At 60.1% G+C, this 15,389-nt stretch carries 14 protein-coding genes; 10 read left to right on the plus strand and 4 right to left on the minus strand.

The annotated features are described in order from the left end of the window. Positions 1-69 precede the first annotated feature (69 nt). On the minus strand, positions 70-1,068 hold the full coding sequence (locus L0U80_RS30650) for a hypothetical protein (protein WP_233875018.1): 999 nt from the start codon (positions 1,066-1,068) through the stop codon (positions 70-72). A gap of 44 nt (positions 1,069-1,112) precedes the next feature. Continuing rightward, a complete protein-coding gene (locus L0U80_RS30655; protein ID WP_233875020.1) occupies positions 1,113-3,218 on the minus strand; it encodes a hypothetical protein in 2,106 nt (701 codons plus the stop codon). 163 nt (positions 3,219-3,381) lie between these two features. On the opposite strand from L0U80_RS30655, the gene L0U80_RS30660 reads away from it, so the two are divergent. The 3 genes from L0U80_RS30660 to L0U80_RS30670 all read left to right on the plus strand — a co-directional run bounded on the left by L0U80_RS30660 (position 3,382) and on the right by L0U80_RS30670 (position 7,543). Further along, positions 3,382-4,320: a hypothetical protein gene (locus L0U80_RS30660; protein WP_233875021.1), complete on the plus strand. Its 939-nt coding sequence runs from the start codon at positions 3,382-3,384 to the stop codon at positions 4,318-4,320. A gap of 79 nt (positions 4,321-4,399) precedes the next feature. Next, positions 4,400-7,033, plus strand: a complete 2,634-nt coding sequence (locus tag L0U80_RS30665; RefSeq protein WP_233875022.1) for a DUF7193 family protein — start codon at positions 4,400-4,402, stop codon at positions 7,031-7,033. 18 nt (positions 7,034-7,051) lie between these two features. Further along, positions 7,052-7,543, plus strand: a complete 492-nt coding sequence (locus L0U80_RS30670; protein WP_233875023.1) for a hypothetical protein — start codon at positions 7,052-7,054, stop codon at positions 7,541-7,543. On the opposite strand, the gene L0U80_RS30675 is transcribed toward L0U80_RS30670, so the two are convergent. Then, a protein-coding gene (locus tag L0U80_RS30675; RefSeq protein WP_373322092.1) for an IS3 family transposase occupies positions 7,527-8,662 on the minus strand; the annotation gives its coding sequence in 2 pieces (ribosomal slippage) (positions 7,527-8,407 and positions 8,407-8,662; 1,137 coding nt in all). The two genes, L0U80_RS30670 and L0U80_RS30675, sit on opposite strands and share 17 nt — an antisense overlap. Positions 8,663-8,854: 192 nt before the next feature. Between L0U80_RS30675 and L0U80_RS30680 the strand changes: the two genes are divergently transcribed. Both L0U80_RS30680 and L0U80_RS30685 read left to right on the plus strand, forming a co-directional pair. Continuing rightward, positions 8,855-10,060, plus strand: coding sequence for a hypothetical protein (locus tag L0U80_RS30680; RefSeq protein WP_233875024.1), 1,206 nt, complete (start codon positions 8,855-8,857; stop codon positions 10,058-10,060). Positions 10,061-10,130: 70 nt separating this feature from the next. Next, entirely contained in the window at positions 10,131-12,377 is a 2,247-nt protein-coding gene (locus tag L0U80_RS30685) for a terminase large subunit (RefSeq protein WP_233875025.1), read from the plus strand. A gap of 71 nt (positions 12,378-12,448) precedes the next feature. Here L0U80_RS30685 and L0U80_RS30690 read toward each other — a convergent pair whose 3' ends face one another. Further along, positions 12,449-12,796 (minus strand): hypothetical protein, encoded by a 348-nt coding sequence (locus tag L0U80_RS30690; protein WP_233875026.1) that lies wholly within the window; start codon positions 12,794-12,796, stop codon positions 12,449-12,451. A gap of 228 nt (positions 12,797-13,024) precedes the next feature. Between L0U80_RS30690 and L0U80_RS30695 the strand changes: the two genes are divergently transcribed. The 5 genes from L0U80_RS30695 (at position 13,025) to L0U80_RS30715 (ending at position 15,374) form a co-directional block, all read left to right on the plus strand. Beyond that, positions 13,025-13,366, plus strand: a complete 342-nt coding sequence (locus tag L0U80_RS30695; protein ID WP_233875027.1) for a hypothetical protein — start codon at positions 13,025-13,027, stop codon at positions 13,364-13,366. Between the two features lie 36 nt (positions 13,367-13,402). Beyond that, on the plus strand, positions 13,403-13,960 hold the full coding sequence (locus L0U80_RS30700; protein WP_233875028.1) for a C40 family peptidase: 558 nt from the start codon (positions 13,403-13,405) through the stop codon (positions 13,958-13,960). 97 nt (positions 13,961-14,057) lie between these two features. Beyond that, on the plus strand, positions 14,058-14,450 hold the full coding sequence (locus L0U80_RS30705; RefSeq protein ID WP_233875030.1) for a surface-adhesin E family protein: 393 nt from the start codon (positions 14,058-14,060) through the stop codon (positions 14,448-14,450). Between the two features lie 187 nt (positions 14,451-14,637). Next, entirely contained in the window at positions 14,638-15,099 is a 462-nt protein-coding gene (locus L0U80_RS30710; protein WP_233875031.1) for a hypothetical protein, read from the plus strand. Further along, positions 15,096-15,374 carry a hypothetical protein gene (locus L0U80_RS30715; protein WP_233875032.1) on the plus strand — a complete coding sequence of 93 codons (279 nt, stop codon included), beginning with the start codon at positions 15,096-15,098 and terminating at the stop codon, positions 15,372-15,374. The genes L0U80_RS30710 and L0U80_RS30715 overlap by 4 nt, the downstream gene beginning before the upstream one ends. Positions 15,375-15,389: the final 15 nt, after the last annotated feature.

Raw genomic sequence — 15,389 nt, forward strand, 5'->3', positions numbered from 1 at the left:
GGCATAGTGCCCTCCCGGACGGGAGGGCACTCACGTCCGTCCTTTTTTCTTTGACACGCAACACGATGATCAGGAAGTCACCGCGCTGCTCGGCGGCGTATTGACTGCAGCAAGCGCCGCGGCCGCAAGTGCTGCGGTAACATCCTGCCCGGTGGGCAGCACCGAAGTCGGGCTCACCTGATTCGCGGCGATCTGTGCAATCTCGTTCTGATAGCCGGTCGTCGTCGCAGCCACGTCCGGGTTGATCGCGTTGATGAAGGCATTCTCCGTGTACGGATTGGCATTCACAATGCTGATCGATGACAGTACCTGCTGCGCGAACGCATCCACCCCCAGGCTCCACTGGGCGATGCCTGAGTAGGTGATGTCCACCGTCAGGTTCTCGAGCGCGCTCGCCTGATCACGTGAGCCCAGGATGTCACCCGTGCCAGTCGGATACATATTGGTGACGAGCCAGGATTTCACCACGCGTGTGTGCGTCGGATCCGGCTCCATGAACAGCATCGTCGCCGAGTACATGTCCGCAAGCATGTCCGGTGGCGGACTCATGCCCGTGATGCCCGAGAGCGTCGCGATATTCGCGAACTTCGTATCCGGGTCCATCATGAGGTTCGTGATCCATCCCTGATGGAACATCGATACCGGCATGCCATACTTCTCGTTCCAGCTGAACTGCGGCTGCGAGCGCTCGCGTTTAACGTCCGTGAAATCCTGCTGCATGTTCCCGCCACCACCGACCGGCGTCTCCGCCATTTCCACCGTCAGGTGTGCATTCAGGCCCGTGATTCGTAGCGCGTGCAGTTCGACAAGCGCGCGCAACGTGCCAATCCACACATCCGGGTTCGGCAGGTAGCTGAAGCCGAGGGGTGCCTCGACGAGGATGCAGATCAGGTTGCGCCGGACGTACTGCTGGTTACTGACCCACTGAACGTAGTTCGGAACGAACCCCATCTGACCGCCAAAGCGGGGGTCGAGCATCGGATTGTTATGTCCTTGCGCGAATCCAAACTGGTTCTGGAGAATCGCATTCGCTACCCTTCCCATGTCGCCCTCCAATGTGATCTGCACTGCTTACTGCTCTGGTTGTGCTTCCGGAAGGAACCGACGGGCTGTCAGGTTGTCGCTGTCGACGACTGATCGATCCGCACGGACTGGATGACGATGGTGGCCACCGTCTTCATACCCGCAGCGGCGATCTGGATGATGGTGGTCCAGCTATAGTTACGCTGGGCGTCGGCGCCCGTGATCGTTGTCGTGGGCGTGATCGTGAAGCGGTTGTCGAAGATGTTCGCCACGCGCGTCGTGATGAAGTTGTTGACGTTCTTGATGAGCTGCGCGTTGGTCATCGACGACACGCCCGAAAACTGGCGACGTGCAAGGTCGCCGATCTTCTCCAGCGTGCAGATCGCGCTCACCGTGAAGAAGCTGTTCAGCACCGACGTATCGTTGTCGTAGATCGTCTTGAGCGCCGGGAAGTAAGCCTGACGCCTCGCGCAGGCTTCGACACCGACCATGCCGTTGGCCCAGTCCTGGTTGCGCGCCGTCGCGGGCCAGAACGTCACATTGATGTTCGAGAACAGGTTGATCTGGGAGCCCGGCTGCATGTCGAACGAGTAGCCCGACTTCCATTTGCCGTTGCTTGCCCCCATATACGCTGCGGTCTTTGACGCCAGCTCGATCGTGAGCGGCAACGGATCCGTGTAGAGTGAGCCGGTGAACGTCCCTGAGCCCGGCACGACCATGCCACGCGCGCAGGGCGTGCCGAAGTAATCGGACTCCGGGTACTGCTGGAGAAATGCCTTGAGCGCGACCGCCATCGACGATTCTTCCGAGGCGGTCAGCGGCGGCGAGAGCGTCGAGTAGGTCGACAGCGTGATGAAGGTGTCCGGGCGCTGTGAGATGAATTGCGCCAGCGCCTTCTTCGTGTCGATCGGATAACCCGAATCCCAGAAGTGGGAGTACGGGTACATCACCATCTCCTGGATCGGATCGGCCGGATCGGCAAAGCGCGCCGCATCGGCTGCGACGAGCGCGGCGAAGCTCGCGTCGTCCATCGTGCCGTCGCTGCCGCCCGACGCCCAGAGCGTGCTTGCCTGCCCGAGATACGCTGCATCGGGATCCGCGGTATTGAGCTGGAAGGTCGAATACGGCGCGCCGACCGAAGACACCCCGCTCACGAAGTTGAAGAGCCACTGCTCGCCATCGGCGCCGGTGAAGTCCGACCAGCTATTCATGGCCACGCTCTCGGCGGCGTAGAACATGCCGATCAGGGTCGCGACGTTGTCATCGTAGACATGGAGGCTGCCGAAAGGACCATAGACATCGGCCGTGCCCGCCGGATTGTTCAGGTCCTGCCACGCGTTGAGAAAGATGTCCTGGATGGAAATCTGCGAATCGAGTGAGGTGTCGATCGCACCGGGCTTGAACGTCACGTCAAGATACGTCGAACCGTTGGTCATCCGCGTGAGCGCGCCGGTGCTCGACGCCGTTGCACGCGTCACGCAGGACACCCGGAAGGGATAGACGAGATCGTCCTCGATGAAGCTGGCATTGGCCGGCGTTGATGAATTCACCGTCGGCGCCCAGAGCCGAAGTCCGTTGTTGTTGCCGTACGCACCAAAGCTCGGTACCAGCAGGTCCATGACCGGATAGCGCTGTGACGTTGTCGAACCGGCGGACTGATCGCCGGCCAGGATCTCCGCGGCGCCATAGTCGCTCGTCCCATCCGGGTTGTACGTCACCGTCAAAACAACCCACTTGACGATATAGCCTTCAAGGGTCGAATTCGCACCGGTAACCGGTACGGGATTCCCACTCCCGTCGGTCGTGAACGAGCCGTCGGTGTTGCGCTCGTACTGCGGAATCGGCGCCGGCAACACATCGAGGCACAGACGCAGTGAGGCGGGCGGATTGGCGTCGGCCGGTTGCAGACGCTTCACCATGATCGCGTTGCCCTGGGCGTTCACCGCGTTGGCAAGCACGGTCGCGTGGTTGGCCCACGCCTTGCGCAGATCGAAGGAATCGGCGCCATACATGTTGGTCAGATCGACACCCGAGACGACCTCCTCGGTGGTGGGGCCCATCTGCGCGTACAGATAGATATAAGGGAGGTGCTGGGGAATCTGCTCCGGGACCGGCGTGACCTGCTGCGTACTGAGATCGTCAGTGCGCTGGAAGATGGTCATCGGAGCGCCATTGACAATCATGGCTGTTGTCATGGTGTCGATCCTTCAATGGTATGGCCTGGGGCTAATGCACAGGTACGGCATGAGGTCGATGCGGCGCATCATATAAATTTGTGCGCTTCGCATTCCTCAGTAACTCACGCGATGCGACCGACCTGTTCACGCGGGCCGCATCATCTGGACGGGGCTGCAGAGCATGAAACGCTATGCGACGGCGTACGACACCACGCAATGCAGTGGCTACGTACTGGACAGGCTGGAGTCAGGACTGAAGGCGGCGCTGCTCGCTGGAGCGCTAGCACCAGCGAATGAGGCAGCGACGATACTCGAGGTGCATGGTGGGCAGCCGCTCGCGGATGCGGTGCCCGAATTCGCCCACCCATGGCTTATCGAACATGACCACGGCAGGACTATCGTCTTTGACGCGCGCCCGTTTGGCGCCTTTGACAGGATCAGCGGCGAGTTCGTCATCCGCAACGAGACCGAATACGGATTGCAACGACGCCGGGCACAGCTGAACGACATCTGGGTCAACGATGACCCGGCGTTGCTGCGCGACGTCTCACCCGTCGCGATGAGCCTCTTTGCGGGCTGGATCAGCGAAAACGTGGCGCGGCGCTTTGCGCTCGATCCGCGCGAGCAGCTGGATCTGGCCATCCTGTCGGCCATTCACTATCTTTCGCTCTTTTCCGATGACGGGAGCCCGGGGGCACATCCAGACGCGCATCAGCGCACCCGGATGGTGATGCAGGTTTCGCGCGCGTTGCGCTGCCCCGGTGAAGAGGTCATGACGCTGCTCGAGAAACACCAGCACGAGATATCCGGTATTCCCGGCCTGTGCGCGAGCGCAGCGGAGGCGACCGGAAGCGTGAGGCTGCGCGAGCTCAACCCCGGCATCCTGATCAGCATCATCAAGGGCACGTGGTTCGGCATCAATGCCGCCGAAATGCTGGCCGTGGCGCTCGAGCATCCACCCACCTGGCTGGCACTGCTTGCAGCAGCGCATATCGAACGCACCTGGCGCAACTCAGGCCTCGCACGCATGGTCGAGCGTCAGGCCCACAAGGAGCCCAACCAGCTCTTCCTGCGCGCCGTACTTAATCTCGCGCAACTGGCCGACCGCGCCCCGCGCTGACTCCCTCCAGCGTACTGTGCGGCGTCAATGACGCCGCGTTGGCCCCATCCGCGGCGCACCCTTCATCCGGGATTCGAGCATGTATGACTATCTCGTCGACAACGCACTGCGCAATGTCTGGTGTGCGCCCACCCAGGACCGGCAGGCCATCCTCCAGCCTGCCCGGCTGACGCCCAATGGCGGGATCGTCAACAGCGTGCAGATCGACTGGTCCCAGTACCGCCTGCCGGTCGCCAACACCGCATATCACATTTACCAGATCGGACAGATCAGCCCTTTCCTGCTGGGCCTGCTGTCGTGGGCCAGAACGTGGACGCCGTTTTCAGTTGCCATGAACCGGCTGAACCTGATCGTCGACCTGTACGTCAACTCAGGCATCCAGCTGCCGCGCTTCCAGTCGTACTTCATGATCACGCGCGACCACAACATCGTCGTCGCCGTGCAGTTCCAGCCCACCATCGACATCAACCTGGACAGTGAGCCCTTGTGCCTGCGGCTGTACAGCAACGCCTTTTTCCAGAGCCCGCGCGCTACCTCCGGCACAACACGGAATTACATCCAGACTGGTGGCATCGTCCCGAAGCTCAAGACCGACATCCTGCCCATCCAGAACACCGTTACCGCACTCCAGGCACAGCCGGGCGCCGTGTACTGCTTGGTCAATGGTTTCAAGGTGGATGCCATCAACGTCGTCACCGCGAAGCCTGGCGACGTGCTCGAGTATGTCTACGACAGTTCGGTCTACCGCGTGGTCGATTTCGCGCTCACGAGCCTGCCAGTGTTCAACAGCACCCTCGACAGCAAGTACAAGTACCTGCTTCACTACAACAAGCGCGGCCGCAACGCCATCGATTACGAGGACGACATCGACGTCTGGCTGATCTATACGCTGCCCTCCGGTCTTACTCAGGGCGTCTTCTACCATCACAACGAGACAGACGCGATCCGCAACGTCACGCATCGCGACTATGCGCTGCCAACCGCCTATGTCGCCGGCTATCTCGCGGATCGCGACAACTGGGATTCGGAAGCGAACGTCACCCTCCGCCTTCACATCCGCCGCGCGGGGCTCGAGCGGCCGCTCGTCTACGAGAACAACCGCATCTTCGAACTCTACAAGCTCAGCGACACGCAGATCGTCAGCGCCATGGCGGGCGTGAACGCCACGCTCGAAAACTGGCAGGCAGCCACGCTCGAAGCGTCGCCCTACACCCAGATCATGGGCGCCTGTGGTGGCCCAGGCGGTGGTCAAAACGGTGACAGCATGTTCGATTGCCAGACGGTCGAGGATGCGTACGGCTACAACGCGACAAGCCGCCTGGTCGGATTGAGCCCGCTCATTCCTGTACCCGAGTCGGGACAGCTGATCGTCAGCCTCCCCTACAACCTGCAGAGCAATGTCACCGCGTGGGAATACGACGCCAACGGCACGCTGCTTGGGTTTTACCCGCACACGAGCGGTGGGGTCTATGTCTGCCAGAACAGCACGTGCACGCTCGTCGAGGTGCTCTACGGCTCCGCCGCACAGCTGCTCGACGACACGTACGGTCAGGCGTCGCAGGTCGTCGATGAGCGCCTCGACTACCGGATGTACTCGTGCGACATCGCCTCGCTCACCGGCCAGCCGCTTTTCAACTGGACGGACGTCACCGGCAGCAGCCAGTACGCGATTCATGACGGCATCCTGACCTGGCTCATCGATACCACGAAGACCTTTACGTGCGTGAGAAGCAACCGCACGATGCTTGCGTACACGCTCTACATCCAGCCTCAGGAAGGCTATCTGCCTATCGAGCTCCAGCAGCAGGGGATCCTGAATTACGTTCTGCAGCTCTTTAACATGCAGATCCCGATGGGCCAGCTGGACGTGTTCGTCAATGGCCGCTCCATGATCCAGGATCTGGACTACGTGCTGCGCTTTCCGACGATCATGATCAACAATACGTCGGCGCTCTCGTTTCCGCAGGACAGGCAGCAGCAGATTACGCTGCGCTGGACGGGCTTCTGCAACAGCGATCTGACCATCCCTTCACACCGCGATGTCGGGTGGGTCCAGTACGGCCTGCTCTCGAACAATAACCGCTACAACATCCGCGACGATGATGTCACGCGCATCGTGGTGGGTGGAGGTGTCTTTCCAAAATCTGCCCTGAAGTTTGCGGAGGACGATGCGAACATCCTCTCGCCGTTGCCCATCAACGGGCTGCCCTATCAGGTGCAGAAGATTGTTGTACCGATGCTCGGTGTCACGAATGAGGATACAGGCACCTACTTCGACAAGGCGCTCGCCATCGACCGCGCGGTCGAGGATTACATGACGCTCTACTATCCGCTGCCCGAGGCGAGCGGTCCCGATGTCATCAACGCGCTCTATCCGCTTTTCAGCCCCTTCTGCTGCAAGATCATTTACGACCTGGTGCTCGGCATCATCGACGAAACGCCCTTCCAGTCCTTCTACAACGACGACTTCGTGCGCGAGGTCTGTCAACCCTATGAGTACCTGCTGGCGTTTGACCCTACGCAGCCTGCCAATGCGCAGGATCCGCGCTTTGTGATGATCGTTCCGCACAACCTGGACGTCACCATTGCGCTCGATATCTATGCGTACAACTTCGTCAACAACGTCATCCGGATCTACCTGAACAACCAGGTATTGCTGAACAACTACGTCTCGATTGCCGATCTGACGGGCCAAAGCGCGATCGGTGGTTGATTGACGTTGGAGGCCTGTATGGCCGATATCGCATCTGGCAACATCGGTGGCACCGTCGAGCTGCCAACCGGCACCGACGGCGGCGTACCAATCAGAAGCCCTGACAACAGCCTGTGGCAGATCTGGGCCTACCAGAATCTCTGGCTCGGTGCCGCGGGCACCAACAAGTACATTCCCAAGGTCAATGACTACGTCTGCGATTACACAATCAATGAGTGGTGGCGCGTAACACTGATCGATCCGATCACCTATGTGCCGACGCTGGTACCCCTCACCACCACGCCCAACGAGGCCATGACCGAGGGGGATCTCCTGCAGGGTGTCGGTCCCGGAACGATGGCCGACACGTTTCGGGTGTATCTCGACACCAGCGTCATCCCCTTCATCCTCGCGGTAGACGGCAGGCTCTGGTACCCCGGACCCGACGTGGTCAGAGGTGGCCTCACTCGTTCGGACAGTCATCTGAGATTTTTAAGTGGAACGTCCGAGGCAATCATGCTGCCGATTTGATCGCAGGCAGCGTCGCGAAGTATGCCTCATCCGGGGTCTGATCCGCCAGGCTCGAATGGGGCCGTTTCCGGTTGTACAGCTCGACGTATTCGCCGATGGAGCGCCGGGCATGGCTGACCGACTCGTACGCTTTCAGGTAGACCTCTTCGTACTTGATGCTGCGCCACACCCGTTCGACGAACACGTTGTCGCGCCAGGCCCCTTTGCCGTCCATCGACAGCCGCACGCCCCGGCTCAGCACCGCCTCGGTGAACGCGCCCGCCGTGAACTGGCTACCCTGATCGGTGTTCACGATGTCGGGCAGTCCGTAGCGGGCGAACGCCTCTTCCAGCGCCTCGACGGCGTGCGTGGCTTCCAGCGTGATGGCGACCCGGTACGCGAGAATCTTGCGGCTCGCCCAGTCCACCACTGCCGTCAGGTACACGAAGCCGCGCGCCATCGGAATGTACGTCGTGTCGAGGGCGAACACCTGATTGGCACGCTCGATCTTCATGCCGCGCAGCAGGTACGGCCAGATCTTGTGCTGCGCGTTGCGGCGGCTCGTGTTCGGCTTGCAGTACAGCGCCTCGACGCCCATGCGCTTCATCAGCGTGCGTACGCGACGGCGACCCACCTCATGGCCTTCCCGGCGCAACAGGCGCGCCAGCATCCGCGCCCCTGCAAATGGGAACTCCATGTGCAGTTCGTCGATTCGCCGCATCAGCAACTGATCGACCTCGCTGACCGGCTGCGCCCGGTAATATGCGCTCGATCTCGCGATGCCAACCAGTCGCGTCTGTCGCGAAACCGGCAGCGCATGCGTACAGTCAATCATCGCTTTGCGCTCAGCAGTCCGGCTTTGCCGAGCGCTCCTGACAAAAAATCGTTCTCCAGCGTCAACTGCCCGATCTTCGCGTGCAGCGTTTTCACGTCCACCGGCGGATCGCTCGACGGTGCACCTGTCGCACCAAACACGTCTGCCGCACGCTCCTGCAACTGCCGCTTCCATTCCGTGATCTGGTTCGGATGTACATCAAACTGCTGTGCCAGTTCGGCCAGCGTGCGCTCACCTTTGACCGCTGCCAGTGCCACTTTCGCTTTGAACGCCGCTGAGTGCGTCCGTCGGGTTCTCTTCGTCATTTCCTCGGTTCCTTTGCCAGCATTATCGCTGGCTCAGGCCCCGGCCAAACCACTTATCCGACTGTCCGAATTTGCGCGGCCACCTCTGTCTCCGTCAAGCTGTTCACGGGATCGGACTTCACGACCAACGAGAACTGCATCAGCGGCTATTACGACCAGTCTGGCAAACTCGTTTCACAGGCGATCGCACTCGTGCCCGTCACCGTCCAGTTTCCCGATGGCTCGACCGGCACGGTTTCAGGCGTTCCGGTCTGCTACACGAACGTGCGTCTCGCCAATGCCACGCCGGTGACGGCTGTTGCCTATTCATCGACGGGCGCGGTGGTCTCGATCCGGCAACTGCTGATCCAGAACACCGGCTGCATCCGTCTCGCGGACTCAGGCATCAAGTATGTCGTCGGGATCGAGTTGAGGACACCGTTCCTTTCAAGCTCTGACCCGACGCTCATCCAGTTCCCGATCAACGTGATCCTCTCGAACCTGAACCTCATGGGGATCGTGCGGTATAGCGATGGCACGAGCGCCATGCTGCCGGTCGATGGTACGAAGTTCCAGATACTCGGTTTTAACGCCTTCGTATCGACGATCGTTGGGCAGTCATTCGATGTGGTGCTCAAATACAACCTCTCGAGCGACGAAGCGGTCTTCAACGCGAACTCGGTCGACCAGGTGGGCTTCATCACGCGCGCCTACCGCATGACTTCCATCAACTCCGCAGGTGCCTACGCGCTCAAGCTCTTTGCCTTCCCGGTGTGGCGTGACGGTATCACGGGCTACCGGCTCGACTGGTTTCTCTACAACCTCGATCGCAGCACGTGGTGGAACGTCACGAGCCTGGTGCAGTTCTCGCCGGCCTTCCCCGCATTCCAGCCACTGCAGTACGGCGTGCAGCAGGACATCAATGCGCAGGTGCAGCTGAACAAGGTGGACCCGACCTTCACGAACTACCTCTTCAGTGCAACGGTGGCCATCACGCTTCTTGGGCCCGGCACGCAGGATTCCCCTTGGCAGATCCAGTTTGAGCCTGGGCAGATGCCACCCTATGGGCCCGGCAATGTAGCTGCGGTCAATGAGGTTCAGGCCAACCAGTACACCATCAATATCGCCAGCGGCTGCAAGAAGCAGTCCGACTGGCTGCAGGCCCTGTACTACAACACCCTCCCACTCACCGACCCGGCCACCGAGGCCCAGTTGCCCGTGCCGACGCACTTCGCCATCCAGATGCCCGACGGCAGCGCACCCATTGTGTGCCCGATTTCGCAATGGGCGTCGACCTTCAATACGGCCGTAACGATTCCGGACGACAGCACGCTCTATGTCACGTTCTTCATGCGCACCACGACGAACGACCTGCAACTGAGCATTTGCGGCCTGCCGGTGCGCTATCCAGGCACGTAGCTGCTACGTAGCGGCCAAGATAACGGCCGCATCGTGCTCGCATAACGGTACCTCCCTGAGGGAGGCCAGGATGATCCTGTTTCTCGATGACTTCAGGCAATACCCGCGGGCCATCATTGATACCGAAACCTCCAACGAGAGCTTTGTCAGGCTGGCCGCTATCTACCGGCGGATGTCGGTGCGCAATAACGCATTTCTCCTCGCCCTCATCAACCCCGATCTGCAGGGCGTGGATCCCTTCGCCACCGATCTCACGCTCGACCAGATGGCCGCGATCGCGGTCGAGTGCAAGACAAATCCCTTCTATTTCTTCCGGGAGGTATGCCGCATTCCGGTGAGCGGCAGCACCGACGCCGTGCCCTTCCAGGCCAACCGCGGCAATATCGCGCTCATCTGGTGCTTCTTCAATCACCTGATGATTTTCCTGATGATGATCCGGCAGACGGGCAAGTCGGTGGCGGTCGACTCGCTCATGGTGCTGCTGCTGAATTTCATCTGCGTGAATACGGAGCTGAACCTGCTCACCAAGGACGAGGTTCTGCGTCGCACGAATGTCGACCGCGTGAGGAAGATCAGCGACGAGCTCCCGCCCTACCTGCAGCAGCGCACCCGCCAGGATACGCACAACGGCGAAGAGATCACGATCAACCGCCTTGGCAACAAGTACAAGACGCATGTGCCGCAGGGCTCCGAGAAAGCCGCCTACAAGGTCGGCCGCGGGCTCACGACGCCCGTGGTCCAGATCGATGAGGGACCGTTCCAGCCGAACATCAGCATCGCGGTACCGGCAGCGCTGGCCGCACGCAATGCCGCAGTCGACGCCGCGCGCGCCAACGGCTCGCCCTACGGCGTGATCTTCACCAACACCGCGGGACGGATCGACGATCGGGACGGCGCCTTCATCTACCGGATGCAGGGCAGCGCTGCGCCGTGGACCGAAAAGTTCTACGACGCGGAAAACGCCGCTGCGCTCGAGCAGCTCGTGCGCAAATCGTCCCACGGGGAAAAAACGCCAGACGGCAGCCGGCGCAGCGTCTACCGGGTGAACATCACGTTCAATCACCGGCAGCTCGGCAAGACCGATGAATGGCTGAGAGAAAAGATCGAGGAAGCGGCCGTCAGCGGCGACGATGCGAACCGCGACTTCTTCAACATGTGGACCTCAGGCACTCAGACCCATCCGCTACGGCGCGAGGTTCTTGAGCTGATCGTCAGAAGCCGGCGGGAACCGAAACACACGGAGATCAGCAAGGAGGGCTACATCACACGCTGGTATGTGGACGAGCGCGAGATCGAACCGAGAATGCGCCGTGGCCGCTTCGTCATCGGGTTAGATCCGTCGAATGCCTCCGGCGGCGACGACATCTCGCTCGTCGCCGTCGATATCGATACGCTCGAGCTGGTGGCCGCCGGCACCTATAACGAGACCAACATCCTGCTCTTCTGCGGCTGGGTAGCCCAGTGGCTCATCCGCTGGGACACCACCACGCTCGTCATCGAAAACCGCAGTCTCGGGCAGGCATTGATCGACTACCTGCTGTACATGCTGCCGGGCCACGGCATCGATCCCTTCCGGCGACTCTTTAACCGCATTGTCCAGGAGTATGACGAGGTTCCGGCGCGCTTTCATGAAATCCAGGTGCCGATGGGACGTCGCCCGACCGACATCTACACGCGCTACAAGAAGGCGTTTGGCTTTACAACTTCGGGAGGTGGCACCTATGCGCGCAGCGAGCTCTACTCGGCCTCGCTGCAGCTCGCGGCCAGGCGCGCCGGCGTCCTTACCTACGACGCGGTGCTGATCGAACAGATTGCGCACCTGACGACACGCAACGGCCGCATCGATCACGAGGAAGGGCTGCACGACGATATGGTGATCGGGTGGCTACTCGCGCACTGGCTGCTCACGCGCGGCAAGCTGCTATCTTTCTACGGCATCGATGACCGCCGCATCGGCGCAGCACTGAATGCGGGAGGTCCTGAAGCCCGGGCCGATCGCGAGCGGCGCAGCGAGCAACTGGCGATTCAGGACGAAATCAGGCGTCTTGCCGATGAACTTTCACGCGAGCCCAATGAGTGGGTCGCCACACGCATCGAGCATCAGATGCGCTTGCTGGATCGCAGGATTGTGCTGGAGGAAGGCGAGATTTTCAGCATGGACACGCTGATCAATCAGGCCAAGGAGAGAAAACGGGATCGACGACGTCAGCGCCAGGCTGCGCCACTCGCGGAGACCGTTGGGCCGCCGCCTCAGGGGTTCTTCAGCGATACGCCGCCCGGCACGGTGGTACACACGCTCAAGCGCGGCGGCTGGTAGAACGGCCTTTACGGCAGACGGGCCGAAGAAGGCCCGTCTGCCGATATGCCGCAAGGTTCACACTACCGGGCTTACTCGGCAGCCTGATCCTGCTTCGGCTGCGCGTGGTGCTTGCCGTGATGATGGTGATGATGAGTGCCCTTGTGCGGCGCGCTATCGTTGGCTACCGGCGCGTCATGCTCAACAACCTGGGGTTGCGCCTGAACGTCACGCGCATGTTGCTCAATCTGGGCAGCGACATTGGCGTCATGGGTCGTGACAATGCCGTTGTTGGGCGTTTGTGCCATTGCGGCACCTGCCACGAAGAACGAAGCGAGCAGCGCGATAGAGATTTTTTTCATGATCGATGTGTTGATGTTAATCAAATGCGCGCGCCGCTCCCGAACAACCAGCTTACAACGCGCGCACGGATTATCCATCACCGACTGCGGCTAGACATCGCTTTGTCAGGCTATCTGACACTACTTGACAGTTCACTTTCGAGAGAGCGGTTAACATTGTCATGGGTCATATTTCGGCCCAGCTATCAAGACAGGTTGCATTGGTAGCTCTCCGACTCGGCGCCGCTCTCTTCGACGAGGGTTGCGTTTTTTCAGGGCAAACGGATTGATGCACACCGCCTGCTTACCCGCATAGGTCACCTCGCCGTGTCGAACTTTCTGCTTACGCTCGCCCTGAATCTGCTCATCCTCGCCACGCTGCTGGGCACCTGCTACGTGGTCAACCAGATGTGGCCCGGTACAAACGCGGACGGCTATCTCGCGTTCGCCGTGTTCATCATCTTCGCAGCGATCCTAGACGCGGTCCTGACCTTTCTCGTCTTTGCTGAATCCCACGCGCACTATGGGCAGTTCAGCACGACAGAAACGTTTGATGAGCGTCTCGCCAGCTATTTTGCCGCTGCGGGTATCGCCCTCTATTGCGCTTGCAGGCGCGGCCGCACGCTGACCGGCTCACTTTTGCGCAACAGGCAACCCCTGGAGTCATAAGCGGGACGGGTATGGCCCGCCCCGCGGAATTTACTGATGGTCAACAAAGTTACTGGAGTTCGCAGGCGCTTTGCGCTTGCTCGCAAAGCGCTCGCAATCAGTGTCAGTTTCGCCGCAATGGTTGCGATTCCGGCTGCCGCGCATGCGCAAACGTCCGATCAACCGGCTCCCGACGAGACGCCCAGCACGGAAGTACAGGGTGTGCCTGAAACGCATTCCGCGCTCGAGCGCCTCCAGTCGGAGGCGCTGAGCCTCGTGGGTATCCGCTACCGCTATGGCGGAAGCAGCCCCCAATCCGGCTTCGATTGCAGCGGCTTCGTGCGCTACGTGCTTCGCAAGGCGGATAGCCTGCATGTCGGCCGAACGGCAGCAAGCATGGCAGCGGAGGGGCAGACCGTTTCGGAGGGCGACCTCCGTATGGGCGATCTCGTTTTCTTTGATACGCGTGGGGGAAGGTTTTCGCACGTTGGGATCTATCTCGGCCGGGGACGATTCATTCATGCTCCGTCCCGAGGTGGCCGGGTGAGGGTGGAAGATCTCGGACAAGCCTACTGGCAAGAACATTTCGTGGGGGCACGAAGGCTGGTTCTATAACTGTAGTGCTACGTGGCCCAAAGCACGCGAGTACCGGGCCAGCGAAAATTGTAGAATTGAGTTACCGGAATTCCCCGGCAAGATTCAAGGAACAAAAATGAAAAAACGCTTGTTCGCCGGGGCGTTGCTTGCTTTTTCAGTAAGTGGAGCGTACGCAGGGAGCTGGATCGCGCTCGAGAACGACGAACTCACAAGTATCTATGTAGACCCATCTACCCTTGTTCGCCACAAGGGCAATGTGCAGATTCGGGTCAAAGACGTCTTCGGTGATCCGCAACCATACCCGATGCACTCCTTTCCGGTGAAAAGTCAGGTTTCGCTATGGTTGTTTGACTGCACACACAAAACATGGGCCATGGGCTTGACAACAACATATGGGCCACAATCTGGCCAAGTCGACGTCTCCCCGGAATACCCCGATGAATTCAACACGGTCTCACCTGACTCCATGCAGGAAAAGGTCATGGATTACGCATGCGCGAAATCCTGATATCAGCAACGACGCACCCTGGCTTCCGCTCACGAGGTTCTGGTTGTAACTTGTGGAGAACGTGAAAAATATTCACTCTCGAACTCTGCTGCTCCCTCGTTTGTCAGAGTATCTTTAGGATTTCAGCGCAGGCTTTTTGAACTGGCATCTAAGCGCCATTTATCTCATGTCGGGGAAGGGAAAATACGTGAGCTCGCACAGCAATCCACTGCAGCCAGAGATTGAGATCCGTCTGAAGCGGGCCCCTGATGATCCACCCGAACGCGATACGACCTTCCAGTCCGAACTGCGTACATTCGCTTCAGCGCTGCGTTCTGCAGGCGTCGACTATCGCCAGTGGGCGATGACTTTCGACTCTGTTGCAGCACAGGGATATCCGCTCGCCCAGTACACGATTCCCGCGATCCAGTACCTCGGTCCTGCAGCCCTTTCTGCTCTGACCGCCGCGATCACCGTGTGGGTACAAGGACGCTCCGGCCGCAAGGTGCGGCTGAAGGTCGGTGACATCGAGGCCGAAGCGCGCACGGTTGAAGAAGTCAAGCAGTTGCTAGAATATGCGCACACGCTTCAGGCGCGCCACGAGGGCGAACAGCCCGATGAAGCGGGTCATAGACCGAATGCTCAAACTGACGTGAGAAAAATGAAATGAAGCGAGACGCACATCTTGTTCGTGAACTACTTGTCTACCTGCGAGGGATCGAAGCGTCAAAGCAGCCCGGCGACACCTTGGTGCTGGTCCAGCCGCATTATGAAGAAGTCGCAGTTCCGGGCGGCTTCCGCATCGATGGGTACAACGGCCAGCAGATTGATGACCACCTTAGGCTCTTGATCAATGAACGACTGATTGTCGGGCGCGCAGAGGCCATTGGCATCCACTTTGACCATCTGACTGTCGCGGGACAGTCCTTCGTGGAAAAAAGCTGAGACGGAATGCCGCCA

It is taken from the genome of Paraburkholderia adhaesiva (assembly GCF_021390575.1).
Lineage (GTDB): Bacteria > Pseudomonadota > Gammaproteobacteria > Burkholderiales > Burkholderiaceae > Paraburkholderia > Paraburkholderia adhaesiva.

Excerpts from the sequence above, each read along its gene's own strand:
- L0U80_RS30655 (WP_233875020.1), bottom strand. The coding sequence starts at position 3,218 with ATGACAACAGCCATGATTGTCAATGGCGCTCCGATGACCATCTTCCAG.
- L0U80_RS30660 (WP_233875021.1), top strand. The coding sequence starts at position 3,382 with ATGAAACGCTATGCGACGGCGTACGACACCACGCAATGCAGTGGCTAC.
- L0U80_RS30665 (WP_233875022.1), top strand. The coding sequence starts at position 4,400 with ATGTATGACTATCTCGTCGACAACGCACTGCGCAATGTCTGGTGTGCG.
- L0U80_RS30670 (WP_233875023.1), top strand. The coding sequence starts at position 7,052 with ATGGCCGATATCGCATCTGGCAACATCGGTGGCACCGTCGAGCTGCCA.
- L0U80_RS30685 (WP_233875025.1), top strand. The coding sequence starts at position 10,131 with ATGATCCTGTTTCTCGATGACTTCAGGCAATACCCGCGGGCCATCATT.
- L0U80_RS30690 (WP_233875026.1), bottom strand. The coding sequence starts at position 12,796 with ATGGATAATCCGTGCGCGCGTTGTAAGCTGGTTGTTCGGGAGCGGCGC.
- L0U80_RS30700 (WP_233875028.1), top strand. The coding sequence starts at position 13,403 with ATGGTCAACAAAGTTACTGGAGTTCGCAGGCGCTTTGCGCTTGCTCGC.
- L0U80_RS30705 (WP_233875030.1), top strand. The coding sequence starts at position 14,058 with ATGAAAAAACGCTTGTTCGCCGGGGCGTTGCTTGCTTTTTCAGTAAGT.
- L0U80_RS30715 (WP_233875032.1), top strand. The coding sequence starts at position 15,096 with ATGAAGCGAGACGCACATCTTGTTCGTGAACTACTTGTCTACCTGCGA.